At 42.0% G+C, this 25626-nt stretch carries 30 protein-coding genes; 4 read left to right on the forward strand and 26 right to left on the reverse strand.

The genetic code is table 11. The annotated features are described in order from the left end of the window. Positions 1 to 101 precede the first annotated feature (101 nt). From hisIE to NST13_RS07745, 7 genes are read right to left on the reverse strand one after another with little or no spacing between them, the layout of a single operon-like run. Positions 102 to 749 carry a bifunctional phosphoribosyl-AMP cyclohydrolase/phosphoribosyl-ATP diphosphatase HisIE gene (gene hisIE / locus NST13_RS07715; protein WP_342468702.1) on the reverse strand — a complete coding sequence of 216 codons (648 nt, stop codon included), beginning with the start codon at positions 747 to 749 and terminating at the stop codon, positions 102 to 104. Beyond that, positions 746 to 1504: an imidazole glycerol phosphate synthase subunit HisF gene (hisF, locus tag NST13_RS07720; protein WP_342468701.1), complete on the reverse strand. Its 759-nt coding sequence runs from the start codon at positions 1502 to 1504 to the stop codon at positions 746 to 748. The genes hisIE and hisF overlap by 4 nt, the downstream gene beginning before the upstream one ends. After that, positions 1505 to 2137 carry an imidazole glycerol phosphate synthase subunit HisH gene (gene hisH / locus NST13_RS07725; RefSeq protein WP_342581767.1) on the reverse strand — a complete coding sequence of 211 codons (633 nt, stop codon included), beginning with the start codon at positions 2135 to 2137 and terminating at the stop codon, positions 1505 to 1507. It lies immediately after the preceding gene. Further along, a complete protein-coding gene (hisB, locus tag NST13_RS07730; RefSeq protein WP_342581768.1) occupies positions 2134 to 2739 on the reverse strand; it encodes an imidazoleglycerol-phosphate dehydratase HisB in 606 nt (201 codons plus the stop codon). The genes hisH and hisB overlap by 4 nt, the downstream gene beginning before the upstream one ends. A 3-nt stretch (positions 2740 to 2742) precedes the next feature. Continuing rightward, a complete protein-coding gene (hisD, locus tag NST13_RS07735) occupies positions 2743 to 4020 on the reverse strand; it encodes a histidinol dehydrogenase (protein WP_342581769.1) in 1278 nt (425 codons plus the stop codon). 15 nt (positions 4021 to 4035) lie between these two features. Next, positions 4036 to 4662, reverse strand: a complete 627-nt coding sequence (hisG, locus tag NST13_RS07740) for an ATP phosphoribosyltransferase (protein ID WP_342468697.1) — start codon at positions 4660 to 4662, stop codon at positions 4036 to 4038. Further along, complete coding sequence (locus NST13_RS07745; protein ID WP_342468696.1) at positions 4659 to 5822, reverse strand: ATP phosphoribosyltransferase regulatory subunit; 1164 nt, start codon at positions 5820 to 5822, stop codon at positions 4659 to 4661. Before NST13_RS07745 ends, hisG begins: the two co-directional genes overlap by 4 nt. Positions 5823 to 6117: 295 nt before the next feature. Between NST13_RS07745 and NST13_RS07750 the strand changes: the two genes are divergently transcribed. The 3 genes from NST13_RS07750 (at position 6118) to NST13_RS07760 (ending at position 7027) form a co-directional block, all read left to right on the forward strand. Continuing rightward, positions 6118 to 6348, forward strand: coding sequence for a hypothetical protein (locus NST13_RS07750; protein ID WP_342581770.1), 231 nt, complete (start codon positions 6118 to 6120; stop codon positions 6346 to 6348). A gap of 36 nt (positions 6349 to 6384) precedes the next feature. After that, on the forward strand, positions 6385 to 6657 hold the full coding sequence (locus NST13_RS07755; RefSeq protein ID WP_342581771.1) for a hypothetical protein: 273 nt from the start codon (positions 6385 to 6387) through the stop codon (positions 6655 to 6657). 97 nt (positions 6658 to 6754) lie between these two features. Then, the gene (locus NST13_RS07760) at positions 6755 to 7027 is read left to right on the forward strand and encodes a hypothetical protein (protein ID WP_342581772.1); all 273 of its coding nucleotides are present in this window, start codon (positions 6755 to 6757) and stop codon (positions 7025 to 7027) included. 77 nt (positions 7028 to 7104) lie between these two features. On the opposite strand, the gene NST13_RS07765 is transcribed toward NST13_RS07760, so the two are convergent. The 12 genes from NST13_RS07765 to NST13_RS07820 form a co-directional block, all read right to left on the reverse strand. Continuing rightward, positions 7105 to 7644 carry an acyltransferase gene (locus tag NST13_RS07765; RefSeq protein ID WP_342468695.1) on the reverse strand — a complete coding sequence of 180 codons (540 nt, stop codon included), beginning with the start codon at positions 7642 to 7644 and terminating at the stop codon, positions 7105 to 7107. Position 7645: 1 nt separating this feature from the next. Further along, positions 7646 to 8281 carry a pyrophosphatase PpaX gene (gene ppaX / locus NST13_RS07770; protein ID WP_342581773.1) on the reverse strand — a complete coding sequence of 212 codons (636 nt, stop codon included), beginning with the start codon at positions 8279 to 8281 and terminating at the stop codon, positions 7646 to 7648. Then, positions 8278 to 9222 carry a nucleoside recognition domain-containing protein gene (locus tag NST13_RS07775; protein ID WP_342468693.1) on the reverse strand — a complete coding sequence of 315 codons (945 nt, stop codon included), beginning with the start codon at positions 9220 to 9222 and terminating at the stop codon, positions 8278 to 8280. Before NST13_RS07775 ends, ppaX begins: the two co-directional genes overlap by 4 nt. Positions 9223 to 9237: 15 nt before the next feature. Then, complete coding sequence (gene lgt, locus NST13_RS07780; RefSeq protein WP_342468692.1) at positions 9238 to 10056, reverse strand: prolipoprotein diacylglyceryl transferase; 819 nt, start codon at positions 10054 to 10056, stop codon at positions 9238 to 9240. A gap of 33 nt (positions 10057 to 10089) precedes the next feature. Continuing rightward, the gene (gene hprK, locus NST13_RS07785) at positions 10090 to 11028 is read right to left on the reverse strand and encodes an HPr(Ser) kinase/phosphatase (RefSeq protein WP_342468691.1); all 939 of its coding nucleotides are present in this window, start codon (positions 11026 to 11028) and stop codon (positions 10090 to 10092) included. 129 nt (positions 11029 to 11157) lie between these two features. Then, positions 11158 to 11490, reverse strand: coding sequence for a cytochrome c551 (gene cccB / locus NST13_RS07790; RefSeq protein WP_342581774.1), 333 nt, complete (start codon positions 11488 to 11490; stop codon positions 11158 to 11160). Between the two features lie 293 nt (positions 11491 to 11783). Then, positions 11784 to 13010 (reverse strand): EAL domain-containing protein, encoded by a 1227-nt coding sequence (locus NST13_RS07795; RefSeq protein ID WP_342581775.1) that lies wholly within the window; start codon positions 13008 to 13010, stop codon positions 11784 to 11786. 172 nt (positions 13011 to 13182) lie between these two features. Then, entirely contained in the window at positions 13183 to 13650 is a 468-nt protein-coding gene (locus tag NST13_RS07800; protein ID WP_342468688.1) for an S-ribosylhomocysteine lyase, read from the reverse strand. A gap of 188 nt (positions 13651 to 13838) precedes the next feature. After that, positions 13839 to 15770: an ABC transporter permease gene (locus NST13_RS07805; RefSeq protein WP_342468687.1), complete on the reverse strand. Its 1932-nt coding sequence runs from the start codon at positions 15768 to 15770 to the stop codon at positions 13839 to 13841. Continuing rightward, entirely contained in the window at positions 15742 to 16515 is a 774-nt protein-coding gene (locus NST13_RS07810; RefSeq protein WP_342468686.1) for an ABC transporter ATP-binding protein, read from the reverse strand. Before NST13_RS07810 ends, NST13_RS07805 begins: the two co-directional genes overlap by 29 nt. Before the next feature lie 50 nt (positions 16516 to 16565). Then, on the reverse strand, positions 16566 to 17543 hold the full coding sequence (locus tag NST13_RS07815; protein ID WP_342468685.1) for a sensor histidine kinase: 978 nt from the start codon (positions 17541 to 17543) through the stop codon (positions 16566 to 16568). A gap of 2 nt (positions 17544 to 17545) precedes the next feature. Next, on the reverse strand, positions 17546 to 18250 hold the full coding sequence (locus NST13_RS07820; protein WP_342468684.1) for a response regulator transcription factor: 705 nt from the start codon (positions 18248 to 18250) through the stop codon (positions 17546 to 17548). A gap of 234 nt (positions 18251 to 18484) precedes the next feature. Between NST13_RS07820 and yhfH the strand changes: the two genes are divergently transcribed. After that, complete coding sequence (gene yhfH / locus NST13_RS07825; RefSeq protein WP_342468683.1) at positions 18485 to 18610, forward strand: protein YhfH; 126 nt, start codon at positions 18485 to 18487, stop codon at positions 18608 to 18610. A 293-nt stretch (positions 18611 to 18903) separates the two neighbouring features. On the opposite strand, the gene NST13_RS07830 is transcribed toward yhfH, so the two are convergent. The 7 genes from NST13_RS07830 to hemH form a co-directional block, all read right to left on the reverse strand. Further along, positions 18904 to 19194 carry a hypothetical protein gene (locus NST13_RS07830; RefSeq protein WP_342581776.1) on the reverse strand — a complete coding sequence of 97 codons (291 nt, stop codon included), beginning with the start codon at positions 19192 to 19194 and terminating at the stop codon, positions 18904 to 18906. Positions 19195 to 19312: 118 nt separating this feature from the next. Further along, positions 19313 to 19834: a FixH family protein gene (locus NST13_RS07835; RefSeq protein ID WP_342581777.1), complete on the reverse strand. Its 522-nt coding sequence runs from the start codon at positions 19832 to 19834 to the stop codon at positions 19313 to 19315. A gap of 1 nt (position 19835) precedes the next feature. Next, positions 19836 to 21116 carry a HAMP domain-containing sensor histidine kinase gene (locus NST13_RS07840; RefSeq protein WP_342468680.1) on the reverse strand — a complete coding sequence of 427 codons (1281 nt, stop codon included), beginning with the start codon at positions 21114 to 21116 and terminating at the stop codon, positions 19836 to 19838. A 101-nt stretch (positions 21117 to 21217) separates the two neighbouring features. Beyond that, on the reverse strand, positions 21218 to 21895 hold the full coding sequence (locus tag NST13_RS07845; protein ID WP_342581778.1) for a response regulator transcription factor: 678 nt from the start codon (positions 21893 to 21895) through the stop codon (positions 21218 to 21220). A 2-nt stretch (positions 21896 to 21897) separates the two neighbouring features. Next, the gene (locus NST13_RS07850) at positions 21898 to 22854 is read right to left on the reverse strand and encodes a PQQ-binding-like beta-propeller repeat protein (protein ID WP_342581779.1); all 957 of its coding nucleotides are present in this window, start codon (positions 22852 to 22854) and stop codon (positions 21898 to 21900) included. Positions 22855 to 23240: 386 nt separating this feature from the next. Next, entirely contained in the window at positions 23241 to 24656 is a 1416-nt protein-coding gene (hemY, locus tag NST13_RS07855; RefSeq protein WP_342581826.1) for a protoporphyrinogen oxidase, read from the reverse strand. A 12-nt stretch (positions 24657 to 24668) separates the two neighbouring features. Then, entirely contained in the window at positions 24669 to 25601 is a 933-nt protein-coding gene (gene hemH / locus NST13_RS07860; RefSeq protein WP_342468677.1) for a ferrochelatase, read from the reverse strand. Between the last annotated feature and the right edge of the window lie 25 nt (positions 25602 to 25626).

The raw sequence follows: 25626 nt of genomic DNA on the forward strand, positions 1-25626 counted from the left end.
AATAAATAAGGAACGTTTTAGAAACGTTCCTTTTATTAATCCACTTTATTATATCACATTTCCAACAATCGTCATTTCAAATGCTTATTCGATTGTTGAATTTATTTTGTATTTTTTGTGCTGGCCCTTTTTTGCTTATGGCGCTCCACCAACACATCCAATACATCATACACGCTGATTTTCTGCTCTTGCAATAGTACAAGCAAGTGGTAAATCAAATCGGCCGCTTCCCATTTCACTTCTTCCGGATTGCGGTTTTTTGCGCCGATGACCACTTCTGTCGCCTCTTCACCGACTTTTTTGCAGATTTTATCGATTCCTTCAGTGAATAAGTAAGTTGTATAGGCACCCTCAGGCATTTCTTCTTCCCGTTTCTTGATGATTTCCACCAATTCCGGAATGATGCCGACACTGCCGACATGTCCGTTTTCAACAACGGTTTCCGTAAAGCAGGAAGTTGTCCCTTTATGGCAAGCGGGACCTGCCGGAACAACCTCAACCACCAACGCATCCTGATCGCAATCGGTTGTGATGGAGATGACCTTTTGCGTATTGCCGCTTGTTTCTCCTTTGTGCCAAAGTTCGCCGCGTGAACGGGAATAGAACCACGTTTCCCCAGTTTCGATCGTTTTTTGAAGGGATTCCTTATTCATATAAGCAACGGTCAACACTTGTTTTGAACGTGCATCTTGCACAACGGCGGGAATTAATCCCTTTTCATCGAATTTCAAATTTTCTATTTCAATCATCTGACACAGACTCCTTTTTCTCGTAAGTACGCCTTCACTTCAGGCACGCTTGTTTCTTTATAGTGGAAAATGGAAGCTGCAAGGGCTGCATCCGCATCCACATCTTGCAACACTTCGCGGAAATGTTCCTTGTTTCCTGCTCCGCCGCTTGCAATCACCGGCACTGTCACCGCATCTCGTACGGCTTTCGTCAAAGCCAAGTCGAACCCGGACTTTTCGCCATCTTTGTTCATACTTGTGAGCAGAATTTCACCAGCTCCAAGCTCCACCGCTTTTTTTGCCCACTCCACAGCGGTCCAATCCGTTTTGTTCCGGCCGCCATGGGTATATACCATCCAAGTGCCATCTTCATCGCTGTAACGGGCATCAATCGCGACTACGATGCATTGGGAGCCGAAAAAATCCGCCCCTTCTTTGATCAATTCCGGTCTTTCGATGGCGGAAGTGTTGACGGATACTTTATCCGCACCTGCCCGCAAAATCCGTTTCATATCATCCAATGTGCGGATGCCGCCGCCCACCGTAAAAGGAATGGATACTTCCGTAGCTGTTTTTCTCACGACATCCACCATCGTTTGCCGGCCTTCGTAGGATGCGGAAATATCCAAAAATACGAGCTCATCGGCTCTTTGCCCATCATAATACTTTGCAAGTTCCACCGGGTCACCAGCATCCCTTAATCCTACGAACTGAATGCCTTTTACGACCCTTCCGTCTTTTACGTCCAAACAAGGTATGATCCGTTTCGTCAACATTTATTTCACCCCTTGCAGCCACTTTTTCAATAAATACACGCCGAATCCCCCTGACTTTTCAGGATGGAACTGCATGCCGCAAACATTGCCGTTTTGAACAATGCCGGGAACTTGAACGCCAAAATAATCGGCAGTAGCCACCACTTGAGGGGAGTCGGTGTTTGCATAATAAGAATGGACAAAATAAACATGCTTGTCCTCCGGCAATTGTTCCCCTTTCAACCAATCGGGAACCGAATGGAATGTCAATGAATTCCATCCCATATGGGGAACCCGGTATTTTTCACCTTTTTCTGAAATACCGGAAAAGCGGACAACTTTGCCTTCAAAGAAACCAAAGCCATTGGTCGGAGCAACTTCTTCACTTTCTTCAAACAAAAGCTGCATTCCTAAACAGATGCCTAGAAGGGGTTTGCCGTTTTTGACTTCACTGCGGATAAACCCATCAAGCCCGGTTTCCTGCAATCGTTTCATCGCATCCGGAAAAGCGCCTACTCCAGGCAAAATGAGCGCATCGGCTTCTCTCAATTCTTCCGGTTTGGAAGACAGAATCACTTCTGCATTTAATTTTTTTAGCGCTTGCGTCACGCTGAATAAATTTCCCATTCCGTAATCGATAACACCTATTTTCATGCGAGTAGTCCTTTCGTTGAAGGTACTCCTTTGACCCGCGGATCGCTTTGTACCGCATCATCAATTGCGCGGGCAAGGGCTTTAAAAATGGCTTCAATGATATGGTGCGTATTGTGGCCATAAGGGACAATCACATGCACGTTCATTCTCGCTTCCAAAGCAAACTTCCATAAAAATTCATGGACCAATTCCGTATCGAATGTTCCCACTTTTGGTTTCAATTCCGGCGTCACACGGTATTCCAAGTGCGGGCGGTTGGAACAATCCACCACCACTTGGGCCAAAGCATCATCCATCGGCACAAAGGCGTTTCCGTATCGCCGGATGCCCCGTTTATCCCCAAGGGCTTCTTTCACCGCTTGTCCCAAAACGATGCCGAGATCCTCCGTCGTATGGTGATCATCGATATGCGTATCCCCATTCGCCACAATTTTACCGTCGAACAAGCCGTGCTTCATAAATAAATCAAGCATGTGGTCCATAAAGGGAACGCCGGTATCAACTTCCGCTTTTCCTTCCCCATCCAGATAAAATTCCACTTTGATTTGGGTTTCTTTCGTTGTCCGTTCGATTTGGGCAAATCGTTTTTTGGCTTGCGTCATTGATTATTCTCCTTTCTTCCAAACGCGCGATTCCACGGCTCTCGCATGGGCTTCCAACCCTTCCATCCGGGCAAGTCTCGCAATTTTCGGCGCATTCTCTTCCCAAGTTTTTTCCGAATAATAAATGATGTTTGTCTTTTTAATAAAGTCATCCACATTTAATCCGCTGGCAAAACGCGCCGTGCTGTTTGTAGGGAGTACGTGGTTCGGGCCGGCAAAGTAATCACCCACCGGTTCCGAACTGTACCGTCCAAGGAAGATGGCTCCTGCATGGCGGATCCCTTTGCTCACTTCTTCCGCATTTTCTGTCACAATCTCCAAGTGTTCAGGAGCAAGGGTGTTCACCGCATCCACCGCCTGATCCATTGTTTCCGCAATATAAATGTGGCCGAAGTTTTCAATGGACGCTCGCGCAATATTCTCTCTTGGAAGTTGTTTTAATTGCTCTTCCACTTGTTCGCTGACCGCATTGGCCAAATTTTCGCTCGTTGTGATTAAAATCGCGCAAGCCCGCATGTCGTGCTCCGCTTGGCTCAATAAGTCCGCCGCAATTTCATCAGGGTAGGCGGAGTCATCGGCAAGGATGCAAATTTCACTTGGTCCGGCAATCATATCAATCGCCACTTGGCCGAATACTTCCCGCTTCGCAAGGGCCACAAAAATGTTTCCGGGACCTGTGATTTTATCGACAGGGGCGATGGATTCCGTTCCATAGGCGAGTGCGGCAATGGCTTGGGCGCCGCCGATTTTATAGATTTCCTCCACCCCTAAAATGCTCGCGCAAACAAGCACGGCAGGAGGAAGTTTTCCGTCTTTGCCGCAAGGGGAGGTGATCACGATCCGTTTCACCCCGGCCACTTGGGCAGGAATCACGTTCATCAATACAGAAGAAGGATAGGCTGCAGATCCCCCCGGCACGTATAATCCCACCGAATCCAACGGAACAATCCGTTGGGCAAGGTACGAACCGTCAGCCAAAGGCAATGTATAGCCTTCCCGCTTTTGCGCTTCATGATATTTGCGGATATTGTCCGCCGCTTCTTCCAGGTCCTTTTTCAATTGGGGGTCGAAGTTTTGAAGGGCTTCATTGATTTCTTCTTCTGTCACCCGGAAATCAGAGAGGACGACTTTGTCCCACATCTCCGTATATTTGCGGATCGCTGCATCCCCATTTTCCCGAACGTCCGCGATTACTTGGCGCACGGTTTTCAATTGTTCTTCATTTCCGTTCTCAAGCTCTCTTTTCAAAGAAATGTTTTTGGTTAACTTGGAAATCTTCATTTGGCAACCTTCCCTTTACTTCACAATTTTCTTCAATCGGGATACGATTTCTTGTATGCGTTCATTTTTCATCCGATAACTTACCGGGTTGGCAATTAGGCGGGATGATACATCGGCGATATGTTCATATTCCACCAACCCATTTTCCCTTAACGTTCTGCCGGTTGACACGATATCCACGATGCGATCTGCAAGGCCGATCATCGGCGCAAGTTCGATGGAACCGTTCAATTCGATGATTTCCACTTGCTCGCCAATGCCTTTATAATAATTCATCGCGATATTGGGATATTTTGTTGCGATGCGCGGGGCGATTTCATCCATTTGCGTATTCGGCAATCCCGCTGATGCAATATGGCATTTGCTAATTTTTAAATCCAACAGTTCATGGACATTCCGCTGCTGTTCCATTAACACATCTTTCCCCGCAATGCCGATATCCGCAACCCCATGTTCCACATAAACCGGCACATCCATCGGTTTCGCTAAAATAAAGCGGATATTTTCTTCCGGAATCTCAATCATCAATTTTCTCGACATTTCCACTTCTTCCGGCAGCTTGAATCCTGCTTCAATCAACATTTGATATGCTTCTTCGAAAATCCGCCCTTTTGGCATGGCAATCGTCAATTCGCTACTCATTGTGCTTCCTCCTGGCTCAAATCAACAACCCGACTAAACAGTTTCGTGAATGCTTCTTTATTCATTAACCCTTTTTTGGATTGGACCGTTACACGGGCTCCCTGTTCCCTTAATGTGGATGCAAGATCCAATGCCTTGATAAAATCTTCGTCATCAAATAAAATGCAGACGGTTTCTTCTTCCACTTCTTCTTTCGGCAACACTTCAAGCAGCCGGTCGATGCGGATGCTGAATCCAGTGGCTCCCACGTCACTTCCAAACAAATGCAACAAACCGTCATAACGGCCGCCATTGCCTAACGGGAAACCGCTGCCCGATGCAAATACTTCAAACAGCATGCCCGTGTAATAGCTCATATGGCTTGAGAGGGTAAAATCGAATGACACATATTGGGAAAGATCGTATGCATCAATTAATTTGGAAAGTTGTTTCATATATTCGATACCGTCGTTTTTGCGCACGTATTTTTCCATATCTTCAATGGAAGACAGATTTGTTGCTTCATTGATAAACTCAAGCAACGCATTGGCTTTCGTTGCCGGCAAATCAAATTCATGCACCGCCTCTTCGAATCCGACATAATTGCGCTCCACAAGCAAATTCCGCAAAATTTCCCGCTGATAATCATGATCTGTATAATCGTCCAAAATATCATGGAGTACGCCTGCATGCCCAATCGTCAATTTGAACGACTCGATGCCCAACTCTTTCATTAATTGTACCGCTGTTATGATCACTTCCGCATCAGCAAAAACCGTTTTATCTCCAATAATTTCAATGCCCATTTGTCCGAATTCAGCCGGTCTTCCGCCTTCCATTTGCTGTGCGCGGAACACATTGGCTGAATAGGCAAGCCGTAGCGGTATTTTTTCTTTCAACAATTTGGATGTGGCCACCCTTGTAATCGGCGTTGTCATATCCGGACGCAAAACAAGGGTATTTCCTTGGCTGTCCACCAATTTGAATAAGAAGGAATCAGAGATGGCGGACGCTTTTCCGACAGTATCGTAATATTCCAATGTAGGCGTTTCGATAAAATCAAATCCCCTTGAACGAAAGACTTGGCGCCCGATTTGCCTTGCCCTCTCCATTTTTTCATAAATTCGAGGGAATGTATCTCTCATTCCAAGGGGTTTTTCAAATTTTTTGATGGATGACATATATACACACTTCCTATTACATTTACTTTAGTATGCTAGAGTATTAGAGAGTTAGAGAATTAGTATATGAAAGCATTGTATCGAACTATTAAAAAATAGTCAATTCATAAAAGGGGCTTTTAGGAAATTTTTATCTTTCGCTTGATTGGATCAATGAAAATTTCCTCTTTCAAAGTTAGATATCCGCCAAACTTGCGTAAGAATCCGCCGTTTCCAGCGCCATATCCGCCAAGTTTGTGAATTTATCCGCCAATCGTAAAATTTTGGCTTTACGAAAGACGGATATCCGCCAAACTTGCGTAAGAATCCGCCATTTCCAGCGCCATATCCGCCAAATTTGCGAACTTATCCGCCAAGCCTAACAATTTGGCTTTACGAAAGAAGAATATCCGCCAAACTTGCGCAAGAATCCGCCATTTCCAGCGCCATATCCGCCAAGTTTGTGAATTTATCCGCCAATCGTAAAATTTTGGCTTTACGAAAGAAGGATATCCGCCAAGTTTGTGAATTTATCCGCCAATCGTAAAATTTTGGCTTTACGAAAGAAGAATATCCGCCAAACTTGCGCAAGAATCCGCCATTTCCAGCGCCATATCCGCCAAATTTGCGAACTTATCCGCCAATCGTAAACTTTAGACTTTACGAAAGAAGGATATCCGCCAATCTTGTGCAAGAATCCGCCATATCCAACCTAATATCCGCCAAATTCACGAACTTATCCGCCAAGCCTAACAATTTGGCTTTACGAAAGAAGGATATCCGCCAATCTTGCGCAAGAATCCGCCATTTCCAGCGCCATATCCGCCAAGTTTGTGAATTTATCCGCCAATCGTAAAATTTTGGCTTTACGAAAGAAGGATATCCGCCAAGTTTGTGAATTTATCCGCCAATCGTAAAATTTTGGCTTTACGAAAGAAGAATATCCGCCAAACTTGCGCAAGAATCCGCCATTTCCAGCGCCATATCCGCCAAATTTGCGAACTTATCCGCCAATCGTAAACTTTAGACTTTACGAAAGACGGATATCCGCCAATCTTGTGCAAGAATCCGCCATATCCAACCTAATATCCGCCAAATTCACGAACTTATCCGCCAAGCCTAACAATTTGGCTTTACGAAAGAAGGATATCCGCCAATCTTGCGCAAGAATCCGTCATTTCCAACCTAATATCCGCCAAATTCGCGAACTTATCCGCCAATCGTAAACTTTAGACTTTACGAAAGAAGGATATCCGCAAACCATCCAATATACGAAAAAAGGCTGTTTAGAAAGCACTTCTTTCTATACAGCCCCATCCCCCTTCATTTGTCTTTTCTTTTTCCGTTCCGCCATTTCTTCCGCCGTGTAAATGATGCGCATCGGGTTTCCTCCCACCATTGCTCCGGCAGGAACATCTTTATTCACCAAAGTCGCTGCCGAAACAATCGCGCCATCACCGATTTCCACTCCCGGCAAAATCGTTGAATTTGCACCAACCATCACTTCATTCCCGATTTTCACATCACCCAAGCGGTACTCATCGATCAAATACTCATGAGCCAAAATCGTCGTATTGTACCCAATAATGGTATTGTCGCCGATGGTTATGCGCTCCGGGAACATCGTATCAGGCATGACCATCAATGCAAGGGACGTTTTCTTCCCGATTTTCATTTTCAAAAAGGTGCGATAAATCCAATTTTTCAATCCCATAAATGGCGTGATCCGGCCGATTTGAATAAAGATAAAGCATTTGACAACCTTCCAAAAGGATACGGTTTTATAAACATGCCATAAAGAGTTGGCGCCTCCTTGAACCTGGTACCTTTCAGTTCTCCGCATATTACAACCCCTTCACGATCGTTAGTAAGTCGGACATGTGATGCAACATATAATCCGGCTGGAACTGTCTCAAATAATCCTCCCCTTTGATTGACCAAGCCACTCCGGCAGTTTTAACACCCGCATTTTTTCCCGCCAAAATATCGTGATAATTATCCCCGATCATTAAAGCTTTTTCTTTCGGCACTTTCAAGCGGTCCAATGCCAACAAGACCGGCTCCGGATCCGGTTTTACCCTGCTTACATCTTCCAAGCCGATCCAAAAATCAAAATAATGCTCCGCTTTCATCAATTTGAGACCACGTTCAATCGTTTCCTTTTTTTTCGTGGAAACGATGACTAATTTATGTCCTTCCTGTTTCAACTGTTCCAACGTTTCATTCACGCCGTCAAATTCTTTCGCATATTGGTCGTGATAAGCATGGTTCCACTCGCGATATTTCGAGATCATTTCATCGACTTCATTTGGCGTAATTTGTTCAAATGTCTCTTTTAATGACGGACCAATGAATTTGATGCAATCTTGCGGCGAATATTGCCCAGGAAATTTGTCGTTTAATACATGCATAAATGTCCGGATAATTAATTCATTTGTATTTAATAATGTACCATCAAAATCAAATAGTAAAGCTTTCATTCTGTTTGTGCCACTTCCTTGTTTAATGCCTTCAGATCTGCCCTATTCCAAATATAAGCCACAATGATTGTCAAAACAAATGCTGTAATCAGTCGAATCAACAACAAATATAAAATTGGTACCCCCAACGGCGCGAAGATGAGCGTATCCTCAATCACCGCATGGCAAGCGACCAAGAAGATGAAACATAACGTAGCGTCTTTTTTGCTCACGCCATCCTCTTTGACAGATTGAATCATCACACCTGCCCCGTAAGCCAAGCCGATGACTAAACCGGCAACCAATGTCATGGCAGCGTTTGGCTTTACGCCAATCACTTTCGTCACCGGAGCCAATGCATTCGATAATTTATCCAAGAAATGATAGTCGCGCAAAAATTGCACGATGATCATCAAAGGAATTACAATGATCAACAATTGCAAAATTCCGTAACACGCTTTTTCAAGTCCCAAAAATAAAATTTCCCCCCAGCCGTTCGGATCCGGAGTTTGGGTAGGAACCAATCCATAATGGGCCATCTCTCCACCGCCGTTCCAAACAAAACGGATCACAATGGCGGAAAGGATCGCCAATCCAAAGCGCACCGCGAGTACCACCCAAAGCTTTACCCCCACTTTCAAGGCGACGCCCGTTTCGATAAACATATTGTGGGAGAAGGAAAGCATCACCGCAAGAATAAACACTTCTTTTACGGTAAGATCAACGGACAAAATCCCCGCAATGGCTGCATATAAGTTCAGGAAATTTCCAAGAACAAGCGGAATTGCCGCCTCCCCGCTCAATCCGAGTATCCCCATCAACGGTTCAATGATATGGATAAGCCAAGGCAGAACCGGTGTAAATTGTAAAATCGTAACAATAAATGTAATCGGAAAAATGACTTTGCTTAATGACCAAGCGGTTTGGCCGCCTGCGACGAACCCCTTTTTTAACGTAGACATTTCCCATTTTCCTTTCTATTTATCTAGATAACGAACGACTGGCCGAACTTTCCACCGGCGATAGAATATCGAAACAAAACCGACGATGATCAATGTGATCGAAACGACTTGGGCTGAGCGCAAATCCCCAACCAAATACAAACTGTCTGTTCGCAGAGCTTCGATAAAAAACCGGCCAATGGAATACCAAATTAAATAGGAGAAGAAAATTTCCCCACGTTGCAAATTGGCTTTTCTGAACAACAGTAAAATGATGAGCCCGACAAAATTCCATGCGGATTCATAGAGGAAAGTCGGATGAACATATGTACCCAAATCATGGATGTACATTTGTTCTATCAGCCAATCCGGCAAAAATAAATTTTCAAGAAACTCACGGGATACAGGACCTCCATAAGCTTCTTGATTCATGAAATTTCCCCAGCGACCGATGATTTGGCCAATCAATATGCTTGGAGCCGCAATATCCGCAACCTTTAAAAAGCTCACTTTTCTCACTCGACAGAAAATATACGCGGTCGTGATCGCACCAATCAATGCCCCGTGGATGGCAATCCCGCCATTCCAAATTTCAATGATTTTCCCAGGGTTTGCACCGTAATAATCCCATTTCATGATGACATAGTAGAGGCGGGCGCAAAGGATTGAAATCGGCACCGCCCACAACAACAAATCCCCGAAAAAATCTTCAGGTAATCCGCGCTTTTTCCCCTCAGCCTGGGCAACGATATACCCGAGGATGATGCCTGTGACAATGATAATGCCATACCACCGGACAGTGAGTGGACCAATGCTTATGGCAACCGGATCAATTGCTAACAAAATCGTATCCATATGAACTCCTCCCAACACCATAATCTCCCATAATTAATATTCATCTATTTCATCATGCATTGCAATGACCTCGTCCAACCTTCTAGAAAATTCCAATGCAGGATTGATGCCGATTTTTTTCAAACGATAGTTCATCGCTGCCACTTCAATAATTACGGAAACATTTCGTCCTGGCCGTACCGGAATCGTCAATTTTGTTATTTCCGTATCAATGATTTTCATTTTTTCTTCATCCAGGCCCAAACGGTCGTATGTTTTATTTGGATCCCAGGTTTCCAGCTCCACGATCAATGTAATGCGTTTATATGGACGAACAGCGCTTGCGCCGAACAAAGTCATGATGTTGATGATGCCGATTCCCCGAATTTCCAGTAAATGCTCCAATAATGGCGGCGGACTTCCAATCAATAAATTCTCGGCTTCCTGGCGTATTTCCACACAATCGTCCGCGACCAAACGATGGCCCTTCTTAATTAACTCCAGAGCGGTTTCACTTTTCCCTACACCGCTTTTTCCGATAATCAATACACCGATTCCATAAACATCCACCAATACGCCATGAATGGCCGTAGATGGAGCCAGTTTACTTTCCAGAAAGTTTGTCAGCCTGCTCGAGAATCTTGTCGTTTTCATGGAAGTGACAAGTACAGGCACATTGTTGTGATTGGAAGCATCGATCAATTCCTGCGGCACTTCCATATTTCTTGAAATGATAATTGCCGGCGTTTCCTGTGAGCACAATTTCATCATTCGTTCTCTTTTCAAATCCGGAGGGAGCATTTCAAAAAAAGATAACTCGGTTCTTCCAATCAGTTGCACGCGGTCTGCAGGATAATGGGTAAAATACCCGGCCATCTCCAATCCAGGCCTTGAAATATCGCTTGTTGTAATATACCGGCCGATCCCTTCATGACCGCTGACAAGCTTTAAATCAAATTTTTCCATTACATCTTTTGTTGTAACTTGTGCCATTCCACTCTCCCACCTTTTTTCTCATATGTATTTATTTTAGCATTATAGTATACTTAACCAAAATAAAAAAGGAGACGCACTTGCAACGTCCCCTAATTTTTTTCCAATGTAAACGCTTTTAATTTTTCATTATTTTTGTTGTGCCAACCAAGCAGCAGCAGCTTCAGCATCTTCACCTGAAAGCAAACCTTTAGGCATGGCATTTCTACCGTTGTTGATGACATCTAAGATTTCTTCTTCAGATAATCTTGAACCAACGTCATTTAATGCAGGCGTATTGCCCATACCTTCCAAATTTCCACCATGGCAAGAAGTACAGTTTTTCTTAACTAGCTCTTCGCCTTTGCTTGCATCTGCAGTAGTGTCGCCGTTTGAACCTCCGTCAGCAGTGTCGTCTCCGCCACCACAAGCTCCAAGTACAAGCGCGGACCCTAATAGTAGTGCTAACCATGCTTTTTTCATTTCTTGAACCCCTCCAAGTAATAAAAATTTGCAATACAAGTTCATTATATCAAAATGATTGAAGAAAGAAACATTTGGTCTTTTCACCAAAGCTTAGAAAACAAGGCAAAAGCCAATATTTTCAACGCTTTCGGCAATTGTTTCATCTTTGTGAATTCTTTGTGAAAGACCGTTCATAAACGAACAAAATTATTTTGATATAATTTTTGTCTTATTCAATTGTCTTCGAAGGTTCAGTAATTAATATTGTGGACAAAGAATTGAATCCTATTCGCGCAACTTTGAACGGTTCGTCAAAAAGATTTTTTCGAATAATCTAAAGCGGTTCTGTATATATACCATAATTCCTTCGTTCCGATGCCCAATTCTTTTGCCAATTTCGCCGCCAGATCCAAATCAAGTTTCGAAAGGGCCGTGCTTAATTGTAAATAAATTGTCATTTCCGTTTCCTTTCCGCAAATCGTTTCAATGACCTTTTTCGAAAACGGCAATTGTTGTACAATGGCTTGAATCGGTCTGTGCAAGATGGCATCAATCAGTGAAAACATGCCGACAAAATAATACTCCGGATAATTTTCTTTATTCTTTTTTCTTGCCAACATTTCACATGCTTTTGCACGCAATATGGACGTTCTCATCAATTCGATTTCAACATCCGACGTCTCTTCCAGCCGCTCTTCATGAACGGCCAATAAATACAGAAATTTTTTAAGCTCCATCCAGCCAAACATCGTGATGGCCTCCTGAATGGAACGCACTTTTAATTGCTTTCCGGAAATATTGTTGATCAGCCGGAGCAACTTATATGTGAGTGTCACATTTTGTTCAATTTTTTCGGCAAGTTCTTTGATGTCAGGATTCTCTTTCTTCAAAATGCACATCAATTGGAAAAAATTCAGGGTGTTTAATGGGATATCCGTCGTTTTGATAATCTGTGGCTGCTCAAAAAAATAGCCTTGGAATAATGAATAATTTGCCGCCTTCGCTTCTTCAAATTGACTGCGGTTTTCGACTTTCTCCGCCAACAACCGGATGCGTGGAAAGTGATTTCTTACCCGTTCTTCAATCAGCGATTTTTCATTTTTTGAAGTGCTTAAAAAATCAATTTTGATAATGTCGATGTGCGGGAACATGAGGTTATAATCTTCTATATTTTGCTGCAAAACAAAATCATCCAATACAATCGTAAAACCCCGTTTTTTCAACTCGATAATCCGATCGATCAATTTTTGTGTAATCGGAACATTTTCCAATATTTCAATGACAAATGTGGCAGGATCGATGATATCAAAAATGTCACTCATCAATAATCTTTCCGTAAAATTCACAAATCCGGGCAATCCATTCGTCAGTTCTTCCATGCCAATCGAAAACACTGAATTTTTCAATACTTGCATGGTTGCACTATCTGAATCCACTTTCTCAAAACGGTTGGCCTCATTATTTCTATATAATAATTCATAAGCAACGACCTCTTCATTCCGATTAAAAATTGGCTGCCGTCCTACAAATACTTCCACATCGATGGCCTCACTTCACTTCAAAAAATTAGTAACTATTTCAATAATATCCAATTATAGTAAATTATAAAATCACTTCAAAGTACTAAAATTTACCAGTTAAATCCGAGGGAAATTGGTCTTATTAGGTTTAAAAAAAGTATCATCCGAAAAGATGATACTTCCGAAATGTTTATTCTTCTTGAAAAATGTTTGACCATTCATTCCGTTTTTCCAACATTTCTTTGGCCAATTGTTTTGCCCCTTCCAAGCTGTGGTTTGCCGCCCAGCCGCATTGCACTTCATTACATGCGGGAACTTCTGTCGCATTCAACACATCGTTCAGGGTTTTTTCCAAAATGTCCAGCACTTCTTCATAATTATCGTGATTGATCATTGTGAGGTAAAATCCGGTTTGGCATCCCATCGGACTTAAATCCACCACTTGATTTGTATGATTGCGGATATTTTCAGCCATTAAATGTTCAAGGGAATGGAGTGCCGGCATTTCCATGTGATCTTTATTCGGCTGTTTAAAACGGAGATCGTATTTCCGCACCACATCCCCATTTTTTCCTTCAATCACGCCCGCTAAACGCACATATGGCGCACTCACTTTTGTATGATCCAAATTGAAACTTTCCACATTCATTTTTTTCATCGTACTTCCCTCTTTTCTCAAATAGCGTTTTCAATAAATTCATTGTACTGCTTTCCCTTTATTCTGTCACTTTTCTATGAAACCGGCCTTCAATCGGCCATTTCCAAACTTTTTCGGCCTCACGCATCTCAATAGGTGCGGTTGGCAGGTTGTTTCAATGCCATACCGAACTTGCCGCAATCCATCGCTTAATTTTTCACATGGGCAATAAATCGCCAGCGGATCAAGTAGAAATAAATCACTTGCAATAAAATCAGGAAAGAAAAAGCGAATATAATTTCCTTTACAATCGAGATATTGGCAATGTCTTTTAAAATGTTTTGCAAAGCCAAGAAAGCGAACAAACTATGGACCATCGCCACTCCCCAGGGCAAGAAAAACTGCGGGAATAATTGGGTTGTCACGAGTTTCTTAATTTCGCTGTCGGTTATGCCCATCCGCTTCAACACGTCGAATTTCCGTTTTTCCGAGTCCAAATTTGTATGAATTTTAAAATAGATGAAACTTCCGGCCGCCAGCAAAAACACTCCGGCAACCAACAAACCTGCCAGGGTGAACAGCGAATACATCGATAAAACATAGGAATAATTCAACCCCGCATTTTCAAAATAAAAAGGCAGCTGATACTGTTTTTTGCTATATTCTTTCAACACCTGCTGATAGATGGACAATCCCACATCCTGCGCTTCCAGCCATTGGGGAATATCAAAAGCGAACAAATGATATCCCGGCTCCACCCGCGGATAGCCGTTATACGGATTTTTCAAGCGGGAAAAATCTTCATCGCTGATAATGATCGAGTTTGGACTGACAATGGAACTTGGGAAAATCAATTTTGGATACACCTGGTCGATGGTAATTGGCAGGTCATTTTCCTTCAATACGGTATTCACCGTTCTTCTGGACAGCTTTTTAATCGATTCTTCCGAATAAGGAATAAACATCCCTTCCCCACTGTCCAGCTGCACCATCGGATACCCATAGGAAAACAGCAAACTGTTGATATCCGATTCTTTAAACACTTCCACCTCGTAATTCGTAAAAGAAGAGGTTTGTTTTTTCACTTCAAAACGGGCCATATGATAGGAAAGCCCCTTCTCTTCCAATTCGTTCACAATGGATGTTATATGCTGTTTTTCATAAGGATTATCGATATGCCCTTTGTATATCAACCCCAATGGATTGAATTTGTCGTATTGGGACGTGTAGGAAGACAAAGCCGCAAGCAGCCCGATGCATAGAAAAGCCGCTGCCGAAACCATCGTCACCACAAAATACACTTTCCCGTTGTTTTTCAAAATCACCGTATGTTCCGCAATGGACAACATTCGCGATTTTTTCCAATAAAAGTTTTTCCTGCTTTTCATAAACCGGACGAACCATTGGATTGCATCTGTGAAGAACAAATAAGTTCCAATCGTGATGAGAATCGGCAATAATACGACAAATGGATAAAAGTTCACCCGATTCGTAAGCAACGCCAAAACATATGAAATTCCCAATAACACGATTGCCAAAATGGCACGCTTTTTGGAATATTGATCGTCAATATTGGAAGATTGATACCATTTCAATAAATCAATAATCTTTCTCTCCGGGGAAAAGTTGACACTGATGATGGAGATGATGACAAAGGCGCTGAAATATACAGCGATCGTCAAAACGAAAGGCTCCCATTTCAAATATAGGGGCAGCTGTTCCAGCATCAAAATTTCCCGGACAATCATAAAGAAAAATTTCGTAAAGGCGTAGCCAAACAGGATGCCGCAAGCAATGGACAGACTTCCGATAATCATCGTTTCCAAAAAGATCAGCTTGCTGAGCTGCCGTTTCTCCATGCCCAAATGGAGCAAAATGGCAAACTCCTTCGCCCTCGACTCCAAAAATGCTTTCATGGAATAAAAAATAAAGAACCATGAAAACAGAACCAAAATCATTTCCGCAAATACCAACCCGCCAATCGGCACTTTTCCCAAATACCCGTCGTCGATTTCCGGATGAAACATCAGCATCGAATAGATGAAAAACACAAAGACGGAAAAGAAACTGGCCATAAAAAAGGCCGCATAGATCCGGAAATTGCGGATCACGTTACGGTAAGCGAATTGATGAAAGGTCACCGACTCTTCCCCCCAACAGGCTCAAGACGTTTAGTATGCGTTGGAAAAACGTTTGTCTTCGGTCATCCCGGTAAATTTCATTAAAATATTCACCGTCTTTGATAAAAAGCACCCGGTCACAGAAACTTGCGGCAATCGGGTCATGGGTGACCATGATGATGGTTGCATTTCTTTCTTTGTTGATTTTGCTTAACAGTTCAAGCACTTCTCTTGAGTTGTGGGAGTCAAGATTCCCTGTCGGTTCATCGGCCAAAATAATGGACGGTTTATGAATGAGGGCTCTTGCAATCGCCACCCGTTGTGCTTGGCCGCCGGATAATTCATCCGGTCTTTTATTTAGGACACTGGACAATCCCAACTTTTCTGTCAGCTCTTTTACGCGCTCTTTCATCAATGCAACAGGCTGATTGTCCAGCGTAAGGGGCAATACGATATTTTCTTCGACCGTCAACATCGGAAGCAGGTTAAAATCCTGGAAGATAAATCCAAGTTCCCTTCTGCGGAAATAAGCAAGCTCCGTTTTGTTAAAAAGATGCGGCTTTGTGCCATTAAAAATGATTTCGCCCGATGTCGGCTTATCAATCGTTGAAATGATATTCAGCAAAGTTGTTTTCCCGCTTCCGCTGGGCCCCATGACCGCCAGAAATTCGCCTTTTTCCACATCAAAACTCAACTGATTCAATGCGCGGTTCGTAACCTTTCCTTCATATACTTTTGTAACATCCACTACTTGTAAAATTGGCATAAAAGTTCCCTCTTTTTAGCAATTAATCTTCCAATCATTCTTGCTTCCATTCATGAAAAAACCACTTTGACGATTGTTCCTTTTCCAACTTCCGATTCAATCACAAGTTCATGGCCCAATTTCCCGCAAATTTCCTTCGCCAAAAACAATCCCATACCGGTGGATTCCCCCGTTCTCCGGCCATTTTCACCAGTAAAGAACGGTTTGGTCACCCGGGATAAATCGGATTTTGGAATGCCGATCCCTTCATCCTGCACACATAAAACCGTTTTTGTCCCATCTTTTTCCACATAAATTTTTACTTTTTTATTTGGTTCAAAGGTATATTTCACGGCGTTCGTAATGAATTGACCGAGCATAAACTTCAGCCATTTGGAATCCGTTGCAACGGTTATGTTTTCGTCAATGTCGATCATCGGGAATACATGATTTGTAATAAATAAACGCTTATTGTCGTTGATTGTTGCAGTGACAATCTCTTTTAAGTTCACCCGCTCAATCTGCATATCCTCTTCAAATTTTTCAATCCGGGCACTCATCAAAACCATTTCAATGCCCCGTTTCAACCGGTCGACTTCTTCCTGGATGCTCGATTTATCGATCTCCTCTTCCTGCAGCAACAGTTCTATAACAGAAATGGGAGTTTTCATTTGGTGGATCCATTGATTCAAAAACTTTTCCTGTCTGTTTTGTTTTGCATAAAGGTTTTGCACTTCATGTTGATAATGCCGATACAATTCCTGCAAATATGCCTCTGTTTGAAGGTGCTCCGCTGTTTTCGCATTTTTTTGAAGGGCATCATCCATCGAAACAGGCAAATTGGATATTTTATTTAAAAAATTTCTCCGCAGCGTATAACGTACGGCAAGAAAGGAAACAATCAGAACCATGCTGATCACGATGGAATAGACAGCCGTATCCAAATTACGGAAGCCGTCCAGCCAGTACAACGACAAAATAAAAAGATCGACGAGCAACTGGAAAATGATAAAGAAGATGTTTTCTTTCAAGAATAGTTTTAATCCCATACCTATTTTTCCTCCGGATGTAAAACGAATCGATAACCGGCGCCGCGAACCGTTTCAATGGCGGATTGGACACCATATTCGGCAAGTTTTTTCCGGACGCGGGTCATGTTTACATTTAATGTGTTTTCATCAACAAAGGCCTGGTCATCCCATAGCTCTTCCAGCAATTTCTCTCTGGACACCACTTTCGGTGACTCCCTCATGAGCAGGTTTAAAATGGCACACTCCTTTTTTTGTAATGGAATTTCCTCATTTTTTACATGCAGCTCCATCCGTTCCAAATAAAGCGTCAATTGCCCCAATTGAACAGTCCGTTCTTCTTGTCTTGATGAATATTCCCCGTAAGTTCTTCTTAAGTGGCTTTTGATTTTTGCCAATACGATTTCATAGTTGAATGGTTTTGTAATAAAATCATCTCCGCCATTCTCCAATGCGAAAACCTGGTCCATTTCCCCGGAACGGGCAGAAATGAAGATGATCGGACATTTTGTATATTGTCTCAATTGTCTGCACCAGTAATAGCCATCATAAGAAGGCAGGTTTATATCAAGCAATATGAGATGCGGTGAAAATGCAAGGCATTCTTCTATAATCTCATCAAAGTTTTTGACGATTTCCACTTCATATTGATATTTTTTTAACATTTCAGCCAGTAACGAAGCGATTTTATAATCATCTTCTATGATATAAATTCGCGTACTTTCCAATCTCCTTCCCCCCTAACGGAAACATCTAATTCTATTTTATCAAAAAATGGGCTACGGTCATTTAATGGCCCTCTTTCCGTTCCATTTTGTTAATTTCCTCATATTATTTCACAAAAATGTCACAGGTTACTTTTATAAATGGGCAAATTCCTATTGACGAATCCAAACTGTTATAATACAATTACAAATACAAACAGGTATTATAAAACAGTTAGTCCACAAGGAGGTCCCCTCATGTTAGAAAATATCGTTGAGTTCTTCAGAAACTTGCCTGAAAAAATCTGTGTTAAATGCGGCGAAAAAATTGAAGAACAAAGTGAATGCTACACAAATACATGTGACAAATGCAGCACACATTAATCATAATCGTTGCATAATATAACAGTAATGCGCTCCTGACCTATGAAATGAACTTAATATTAAATCGCTTAACATTAAATTAAATCGCTCAACAAACTGTCGCAGATATAAAAACTTATTCACTGTTTTTTGTCATAGTAAAATGTTTGACGGCTTAAGTTTTCAATTTCGGAGAACTTAAGCCGTTTATTTTTTCAGCTTTTGATTTTAACAGTCATTCATGATTCATGTTTATTTCACAAAAAAGAAACAGCACAAACTTTTATGGTCTGTACTGCTTAATAAGTTGACAATCATTTATCTTTTCCTGCATTTATGATGACTTGTTCTGACAATATTTTCGGACTGCCTAAAAATGGTTTTGTTTCATACCGGGAAGTAATTGATAATGGTGCTATACCACTGCCTGCAAGATAAGATCTGACATCTAAAACAATGATACCATCCTTTAACACATAATTTTTTCCATCAATTTTTTTTCTAGAATCAAATTCAGTATAGAATTTATCAAGAAGCGTAACGAAAAAGGAATGGATGGGTATGGGGTCGCGCAGTTTCGGTTCTATTCCATAAATTATCCCCAAAAAAGATAACCTGTGAAATTTTTACGAAATGTAAAATTTCACAGGCTTTTTCATTTCAGATGTGTATATCATTCCAGCCTTTTCTTATTATCTGAACCAGTTAAAACTATTCTTCATCTTAATGGTTTTCATGGGAATCTTCATGTTCATCCTGACTGTAATCATGCTGCATTTGTTCCGTGTCTTCTTTGGATGTATCTTGTTCCGGAAGCACTTTGCTCATATCCGGATTTCCTGCAACGATTTGTTTTTTCGGCATCACGTGCAAGCCTCTTGCTGTTGTATGGGCATACATATAATACACGCCATCATGGTTGAACGTAAATTCGGCTTTATACACGCCATCTCCCGCATGTTCCGCTTTAATCATGGCTCCTTGTTCGCGCAACCCGGATTCCCATACTTCGAATTCCACGGAATCCGCATCTTCCACGTTTTCATTGTTCTGTGTCACATGGGCAGCCAGTTCCACCGGTTCGCCCACTTTCACTTCATCAGGAGTCAAAATATCCACTTTCACTTCCAATGCGGAAACGTCAACTGGTTCCTCATTTGTATCCACTTCCGATTGTTCCTCATTTGTATTGCATCCAACCAACAAAATGGGTACAGCCAACAAAGAAATAATCCATTTTTTCATGTTAATCTTCCTCCATTAAAGGTAATGATATGGTAACAAGCGTTCCTTCACCCACAACACTCTTAATTGCAAGTGCCCCATCGTGCTGCTTCACCAACTGTTTCACGATTGATAATCCCAAACCGGCTCCACCGTCTATGCGGCTTCTCGCCTTATTGACCCGGTAAAATCTTTCGGTGATATGAGGGAGATCCTCTTCAGGAATACCAATTCCTTCATCCTGTATCTCAATGATCGCACGATGATCTGATTGATAACTGTGAACCGTGATTTTCGCGTTTTCATTCGAATAGCGAATGGCATTTTCAATCACGTTAATGAAAATCTGTTTCAGCTTCTCTTCATCCCCTTGGACAATACAATTTTCATCCAAGTTTTGCACGATGCGAATATTCTTTTTGTTCGCTTGTCCTTCCAACAGTTTCACCGATTCACGGATGGTTTCCGAAAGGACGATTGGAAGCATCTCAATTTCTTCCTGTTGTTTCCGGACTAGTTGCAGCAATTCATTTGTTAACCGTTCCATTCGGATCGCTTCCCGATGAATCAACTCCAACGCTTCCTCGCGCTCTTTCCCGTCAAGAAGCTGATTTTGGATCGCCTCGCTGTATCCTTTGATATAGCTGATCGGCGTACGCAATTCATGGGATACGGTCGCCAGGAAGGTTTTTTGCTTTTCATCTTCCTGCTGAATGGATTCGGCCATGTGGTTAAATGCTTCCGACAGCATGCCGATTTCATCTTTTGATGTAACCTTTACCCTCGTGCTATAATCCCCTTCCGTCATTTGTTCTACCGCTTTTTGCAAATCGTTCAGCGGGCGCATGATCCGCTTCAGGCTCTGATAAACAAAAACGGCGATGACAAGGGCAAAAAGAATCCCTCCACCTATAAATATAGCCACTTCCGTTTTAGCTAATTCAGTAATTTTTGCTAAAGGATAATAAAGATAGATAATTCCTTCCAACCGGTTTTGATCCACAAGCGGCAAAATGACCGATACGACTTCACGGTTGAACCGCTCTTCATAGCCGATTTTTGTCACGTTTTCACCATTTAACAAAACCCGCCGCTCATCCGGACCAATCAATGTATTGTAATCGATTTCGAAAGGAACACATGCGCTCAGTTCACGAGGGTTGCGGACAGCAAACACATTGTAGGTGGAATACTGATTAAATTCCTCCACCATTTCCACATATCCATCGGTCACTTTTCCCCCGGTATACATGGATTGGAGGTTTTCGCCGATTTCCACCATTTCGCTTTTTGTATCTTCCACATAAAATTTTTCATATAGAAAATCCGCGAAAATGTACATAAATGCAATGGTCAATATCAGATAAACGATTATTAATACCCATATTTTCGTTGAAAGCTTTCTCATACTTGATCAAAGCGATAACCAATCCCCCAAACAGTTTGGATGTAGTCGCTTGCCTCCTTCGAAATTTTCCCCAATTTTAGCCGCAATGTTTTGATGTGGGTGTCCACCGTTCTTGTGCCACCGTCATAATCCATTTCCCAAATTTTCTCCAACAATTGCTCGCGGGAAAAAACGGTGTTTGGATTTTTCATAAATAGTTGAAGCAAATCGAATTCCTTGAGTGTCAATGTGACTTTTTGATTGTTTACATACACTTTGCGGGAAGCTTCATCCAGTTTGATGACTCCCCGTTCAAGGAACTGTTGCTTATTGACTCCTGTTCTTCTGAGAACGGCTTGTATTCTGGCAATCAATTCACTGGAGGTGAAAGGTTTTACGATGTAATCATCGCCCCCGATGGTCAACCCTTTCACTTTGTCCTCATTGTCATCTCTTGCGGTCAAAAAAATGATTGGAACGGAAGAGATTTTCCGGATCTTTTCGCATACTGTAAAACCGTCTTCTTTCGGCATCATGACATCCAAAAGGACGATATCCACTTCTTTTCTTTCAATGAACGGATAAGCTTCTTCACCGCTTTCAACTGCAATGGTTTGAAAGTCGGATTTTGAAAGCATCAATTCGATTAGATTTCTCATATCTTGTTCATCGTCTATGATCAATACGGTTGGCATTTTCAAACCTCCCTTACCAGCAACTGGAACGGCCCGGATTTGGTCGGATTTTTATGTAACACTTTCCCATCTTCTTCCAGAAAATAGATTTGATTATCGTCAAATCCAGCAACAATAATCATATCTTTAAATGCAGCGACAGAAAACGGGTTTGCCCCCACTTCTTTGCTCCATAACACGTTTCCATTCACGTCGCATGCGTACAATTCATTGGAACCATGGTTGGTGATATAAACGACCTCTCCATTTTTTGTAAACCCGACAGGCATATGTGATGCTTGGATTTCCTGGACCAACTGGCCTGTTTGCAAATCGAGCACTTTCACTTTCTGATTTGGATGGCTTCCGGCACCATGCCCTCCTACCCAAAGTGTATCGGTTTCCTCCACAACCAATAGACCGGTCGAGGATTTATCGATTGGCCATTCATCAATGAGAGCCATGGATTTTATATCAACAACGGATAGTACAGGGGATTTGTAGTTGACGACATATAACTTTCCTTGGTGACTATCCATTGACATCGGGTAATCTTTCAGGCGGATTTCCCCCAGCTTTTTGCCATGTTCATTAAAACTGGCAACAGTATTCTTTTTGCTATTTGTAATGAAAAGCACATTTTCTTCTTCATCGTAATAGGCGTTCGTTGTTCCGGTACCCGTTTCTATGGATTGTATCAATTTTCCGGTGGACAGTTCATATATATCCACTTCGTTCAATTCATGCCCGTAAAGCACGATGCGATCGTAAGGAATCAACGTTGCGCCCGTATACGCTTTATCGAACTCCCATGTGGCAATCCGTTCCCCTTTCGAATCAAAAAAATCGATGGAAGGCTCCAGTATATTTACGGATGCAACAAAGGATTGATGCTGATTGATCGATGTGAAATGCTCATCATTACAGCCTTGCAAGATCCAAATAATGCATAAAAATAATAATGCTGTCCATTTTTTCAAGCAATCACCCCTAATTCTATAGTGTAGTGAAAAAGTGTGAAGTTTCGATGAAATAAATTTGACAATCGTTTCAAATTTTTAAACATCGTTAGGGGATTTTTCATTGATTTTGTAATGATTGATATTACTTAGAGCAAATATTATGTGTTGGGATGGTCCTTCTTGCTCGGATAAACATCTTACTTGCTCGGATACGCATCCCTCTTGCTCGGATAACTCTTCTTCTCGCTCGGATACGCATCCCTCTCGCTCGGATAAACTCTCCTCTTACTAAATTCCATCCTTTACGAAAAAAGCTGCTTCGAAGGTGGCATTGACCATCGAAAGCAGCTATTGATCCGAGATATGAATTTGTTAACTGGCGATTATAAAGAATCAAAACGCCCTTAAACCAATTGTTCCTGAAACAATTCAGCCGTTATTTCTTCCGCCGCCTGTCTTCCCTGCAGCACACAATCCGGCACACTGATTCCTTCATAAGAACTTCCAGCCAATTTCACATGCGGGAAATCTTTTTTCAGAATTTCCCTCATTTTTTCCAAACGATTTTCATGACCCACTGTGTATTGAGGCATCGATTGCTTCCAGCGGGAAACGATGGTGAACACCGGTTTTTGATTGATTCCTAGCGATTTTTCCAGGTCATGAAGCACCGTTTTTTCAATGTCCGCATCCGACAATTCCACGATGGCCTCGTCCCCCACACGGCCAATATACGTTCTGAGCAAATCATATCCTTCAGGCGCCACATTCTCCCATTTATGATTGCTCCAAGTGCATGTCGTGATGGAAATATCGTTGTTCCGAGCAAAATAGAAGCTGATCGCATCATCATAATTTTGGCAATTTACCTTTTCAAACGCCATCGTTACAGTAGCGATTGTCGCATAATTCATATCTTGAATTTCATCGAAAATGCCATAATGGTTGAACATATTTTTCGCTTCATTCAATGAAGTCGTCACGATTACCGCGTGGCATTTGATCGGGGAAATATTATTGAAATAAATTTGGAACGTACCATCCTGCAATTTATCGATGGATTCCACTTTTACACCTTTTAGCACCGTTTTGGACGGCAATTGTTCTTCCAATTTTTCCACTAAAGTTTCCAAACCGTTTTTAAAAGTTTGATAACCTTTCATTTGATTACTTAAGAAGGAAAAGTGCGTCTTTTTCATTCCATAAATCAAGCTGCGATATTGTTTTTCCAATTCGTAAATTTCCGGAAACATCGATTGGATGCTCAACCGGTCGATATCTCCGGCAAAAGTTCCTGCAAGCAGCGGTTCAACCAAATTTTCTACCACTTCTTTTCCAAAGCGGCGTCGGAAAAAGTCCCCAATCGGTTCATCCTTGTCTTCCCTGGTTTTAGGTAATACTAAATCTCCTGCAGCGCGAAACTTTCCACTTAATGATACAATCCCGGTTGTCAATAATGAGGGGACAATAGGTGATCCTCCAAACAAAATACCATTTGGAATAGGGTACAGATGTCCACCGACAGCCACATAAGTTTGACCTTTTTTGTTGTTCACTACTGCCTCTTCTATTCCTAAATGTTTTGCTAACTCCGCCATGCTGTTTTCATGATCGATAAAAGATTCCGGACCCCGCTCGATAATAAATCCATCTTTTCGCAATGTTTGGATTTTGCCGCCCAATCTTAACGAAGATTCAATCAACACCACATCTAAAGGCAAATGATGATCCCGTGCACACTTTTCTAAATAAAACGCTGCAGTCAACCCTGTAATACCACCGCCAATGACAGCAATTTTTTTTCGATTCGTCACCCTCATCATCACTTTCTATCATTTCTCTAACTTTTTAAAAATGGCATCAATCATCGCATCAATAAACAATGGATGAGTATTCGGCATTGGTGGGCGATAGTAGCCTGCTCCCAATTCATCGCACACAGCTTTACATTCAATATCGTTATCGTATAAAACTTCCAAATGCTCTGTCACAAATCCGACCGGAGCATATACAAATGAACGGTATCCTTTTTTCTCATAAAGTTCTCTTGTCAAATCCTGCACATCCGGTCCAAGCCATGGTTCCGGTGTTTGCCCGGCTGATTGCCATCCGATTTCGACATTTGGAAGACCTGTTTTTTCTTGAATCAAACGGGCAGTTTCAATTAATTGTTCTTCATACGGGTCGCCCAATTTTTTGATCTTTTCAGGCAATGAGTGGTTTGAAACAATCACGCAAGCTTTTTCCCGTTCTTCTTCAGTCATTTTATCGAATTCTGCAAGAATCGCTTTTGCCCAATAGTCGATGAATTTCGGTTCATCATACCATGCTTCCACAGAAGTGATTTTCAAAGTGCCGCCCAATTTTTCGGCAGCTTCTTTCGCTCTTCCATTGTAGGATTGAATGGAAAAAGTCGAGAAGTGAGGTGCCAATACAATGGAAACCGCTTCTTGTATTCCGTCTTTCACCATTTGTTCAACGGCATCTTCAATAAATGGTTCAATATGTTTTAATCCGATATACAATTGATATTCCACTTCATCCTGGACTTCATTTAAACGGTTGACAAGGGCCTCCGCCTGTTTTTTGGTCATTTCCGCAAGAGGAGAAATTCCACCAATCGCTTTATAACGCGCTTTCAAATCATCTATATGTTCCTGAGAAGGTCTTCTCCCATGACGAATATGTGTGTAATATCTTTCGATGTCTTCTTCTTTGTATGGCGTTCCATAAGCCATCACTAACAGACCGTGTACTGGTTTCAATGTTTTCACCTCAAACAATTTTTTT

Origin of the sequence: Ureibacillus sp. FSL W7-1570 (assembly GCF_038593265.1) — a bacterium.
GTDB classification, from domain to species: domain Bacteria; phylum Bacillota; class Bacilli; order Bacillales_A; family Planococcaceae; genus Ureibacillus; species Ureibacillus suwonensis.

Bases quoted from the DNA above. Each gene is read 5' to 3' on its own strand.
- NST13_RS07765 (WP_342468695.1), bottom strand. From the start codon at position 7,644: ATGCGGAGAACTGAAAGGTACCAGGTTCAAGGAGGCGCCAACTCTTTA.
- NST13_RS07800 (WP_342468688.1), bottom strand. From the start codon at position 13,650: ATGAAAAAAATGAATGTGGAAAGTTTCAATTTGGATCATACAAAAGTG.
- hprK (WP_342468691.1), bottom strand. From the start codon at position 11,028: ATGGCACAAGTTACAACAAAAGATGTAATGGAAAAATTTGATTTAAAG.
- hemY (WP_342581826.1), bottom strand. From the start codon at position 24,656: ATGAGGGTGACGAATCGAAAAAAAATTGCTGTCATTGGCGGTGGTATT.
- NST13_RS07835 (WP_342581777.1), bottom strand. From the start codon at position 19,834: ATGAAAAAATGGATTATTTCTTTGTTGGCTGTACCCATTTTGTTGGTT.
- NST13_RS07815 (WP_342468685.1), bottom strand. From the start codon at position 17,543: ATGGGATTAAAACTATTCTTGAAAGAAAACATCTTCTTTATCATTTTC.
- hisF (WP_342468701.1), bottom strand. From the start codon at position 1,504: ATGTTGACGAAACGGATCATACCTTGTTTGGACGTAAAAGACGGAAGG.
- ppaX (WP_342581773.1), bottom strand. From the start codon at position 8,281: ATGAAAGCTTTACTATTTGATTTTGATGGTACATTATTAAATACAAAT.
- hisG (WP_342468697.1), bottom strand. From the start codon at position 4,662: ATGAGTAGCGAATTGACGATTGCCATGCCAAAAGGGCGGATTTTCGAA.
- cccB (WP_342581774.1), bottom strand. From the start codon at position 11,490: ATGAAAAAAGCATGGTTAGCACTACTATTAGGGTCCGCGCTTGTACTT.
- hisH (WP_342581767.1), bottom strand. From the start codon at position 2,137: ATGAAAATAGGTGTTATCGATTACGGAATGGGAAATTTATTCAGCGTG.
- NST13_RS07810 (WP_342468686.1), bottom strand. From the start codon at position 16,515: ATGCCAATTTTACAAGTAGTGGATGTTACAAAAGTATATGAAGGAAAG.
- hisD (WP_342581769.1), bottom strand. From the start codon at position 4,020: ATGAAGATTTCCAAGTTAACCAAAAACATTTCTTTGAAAAGAGAGCTT.
- NST13_RS07775 (WP_342468693.1), bottom strand. From the start codon at position 9,222: ATGTCTACGTTAAAAAAGGGGTTCGTCGCAGGCGGCCAAACCGCTTGG.
- lgt (WP_342468692.1), bottom strand. From the start codon at position 10,056: ATGGATACGATTTTGTTAGCAATTGATCCGGTTGCCATAAGCATTGGT.
- hisIE (WP_342468702.1), bottom strand. From the start codon at position 749: ATGATTGAAATAGAAAATTTGAAATTCGATGAAAAGGGATTAATTCCC.
- hisB (WP_342581768.1), bottom strand. From the start codon at position 2,739: ATGACGCAAGCCAAAAAACGATTTGCCCAAATCGAACGGACAACGAAA.
- NST13_RS07845 (WP_342581778.1), bottom strand. From the start codon at position 21,895: ATGCCAACCGTATTGATCATAGACGATGAACAAGATATGAGAAATCTA.
- NST13_RS07745 (WP_342468696.1), bottom strand. From the start codon at position 5,822: ATGTCATCCATCAAAAAATTTGAAAAACCCCTTGGAATGAGAGATACA.
- yhfH (WP_342468683.1), top strand. From the start codon at position 18,485: ATGTTAGAAAATATCGTTGAGTTCTTCAGAAACTTGCCTGAAAAAATC.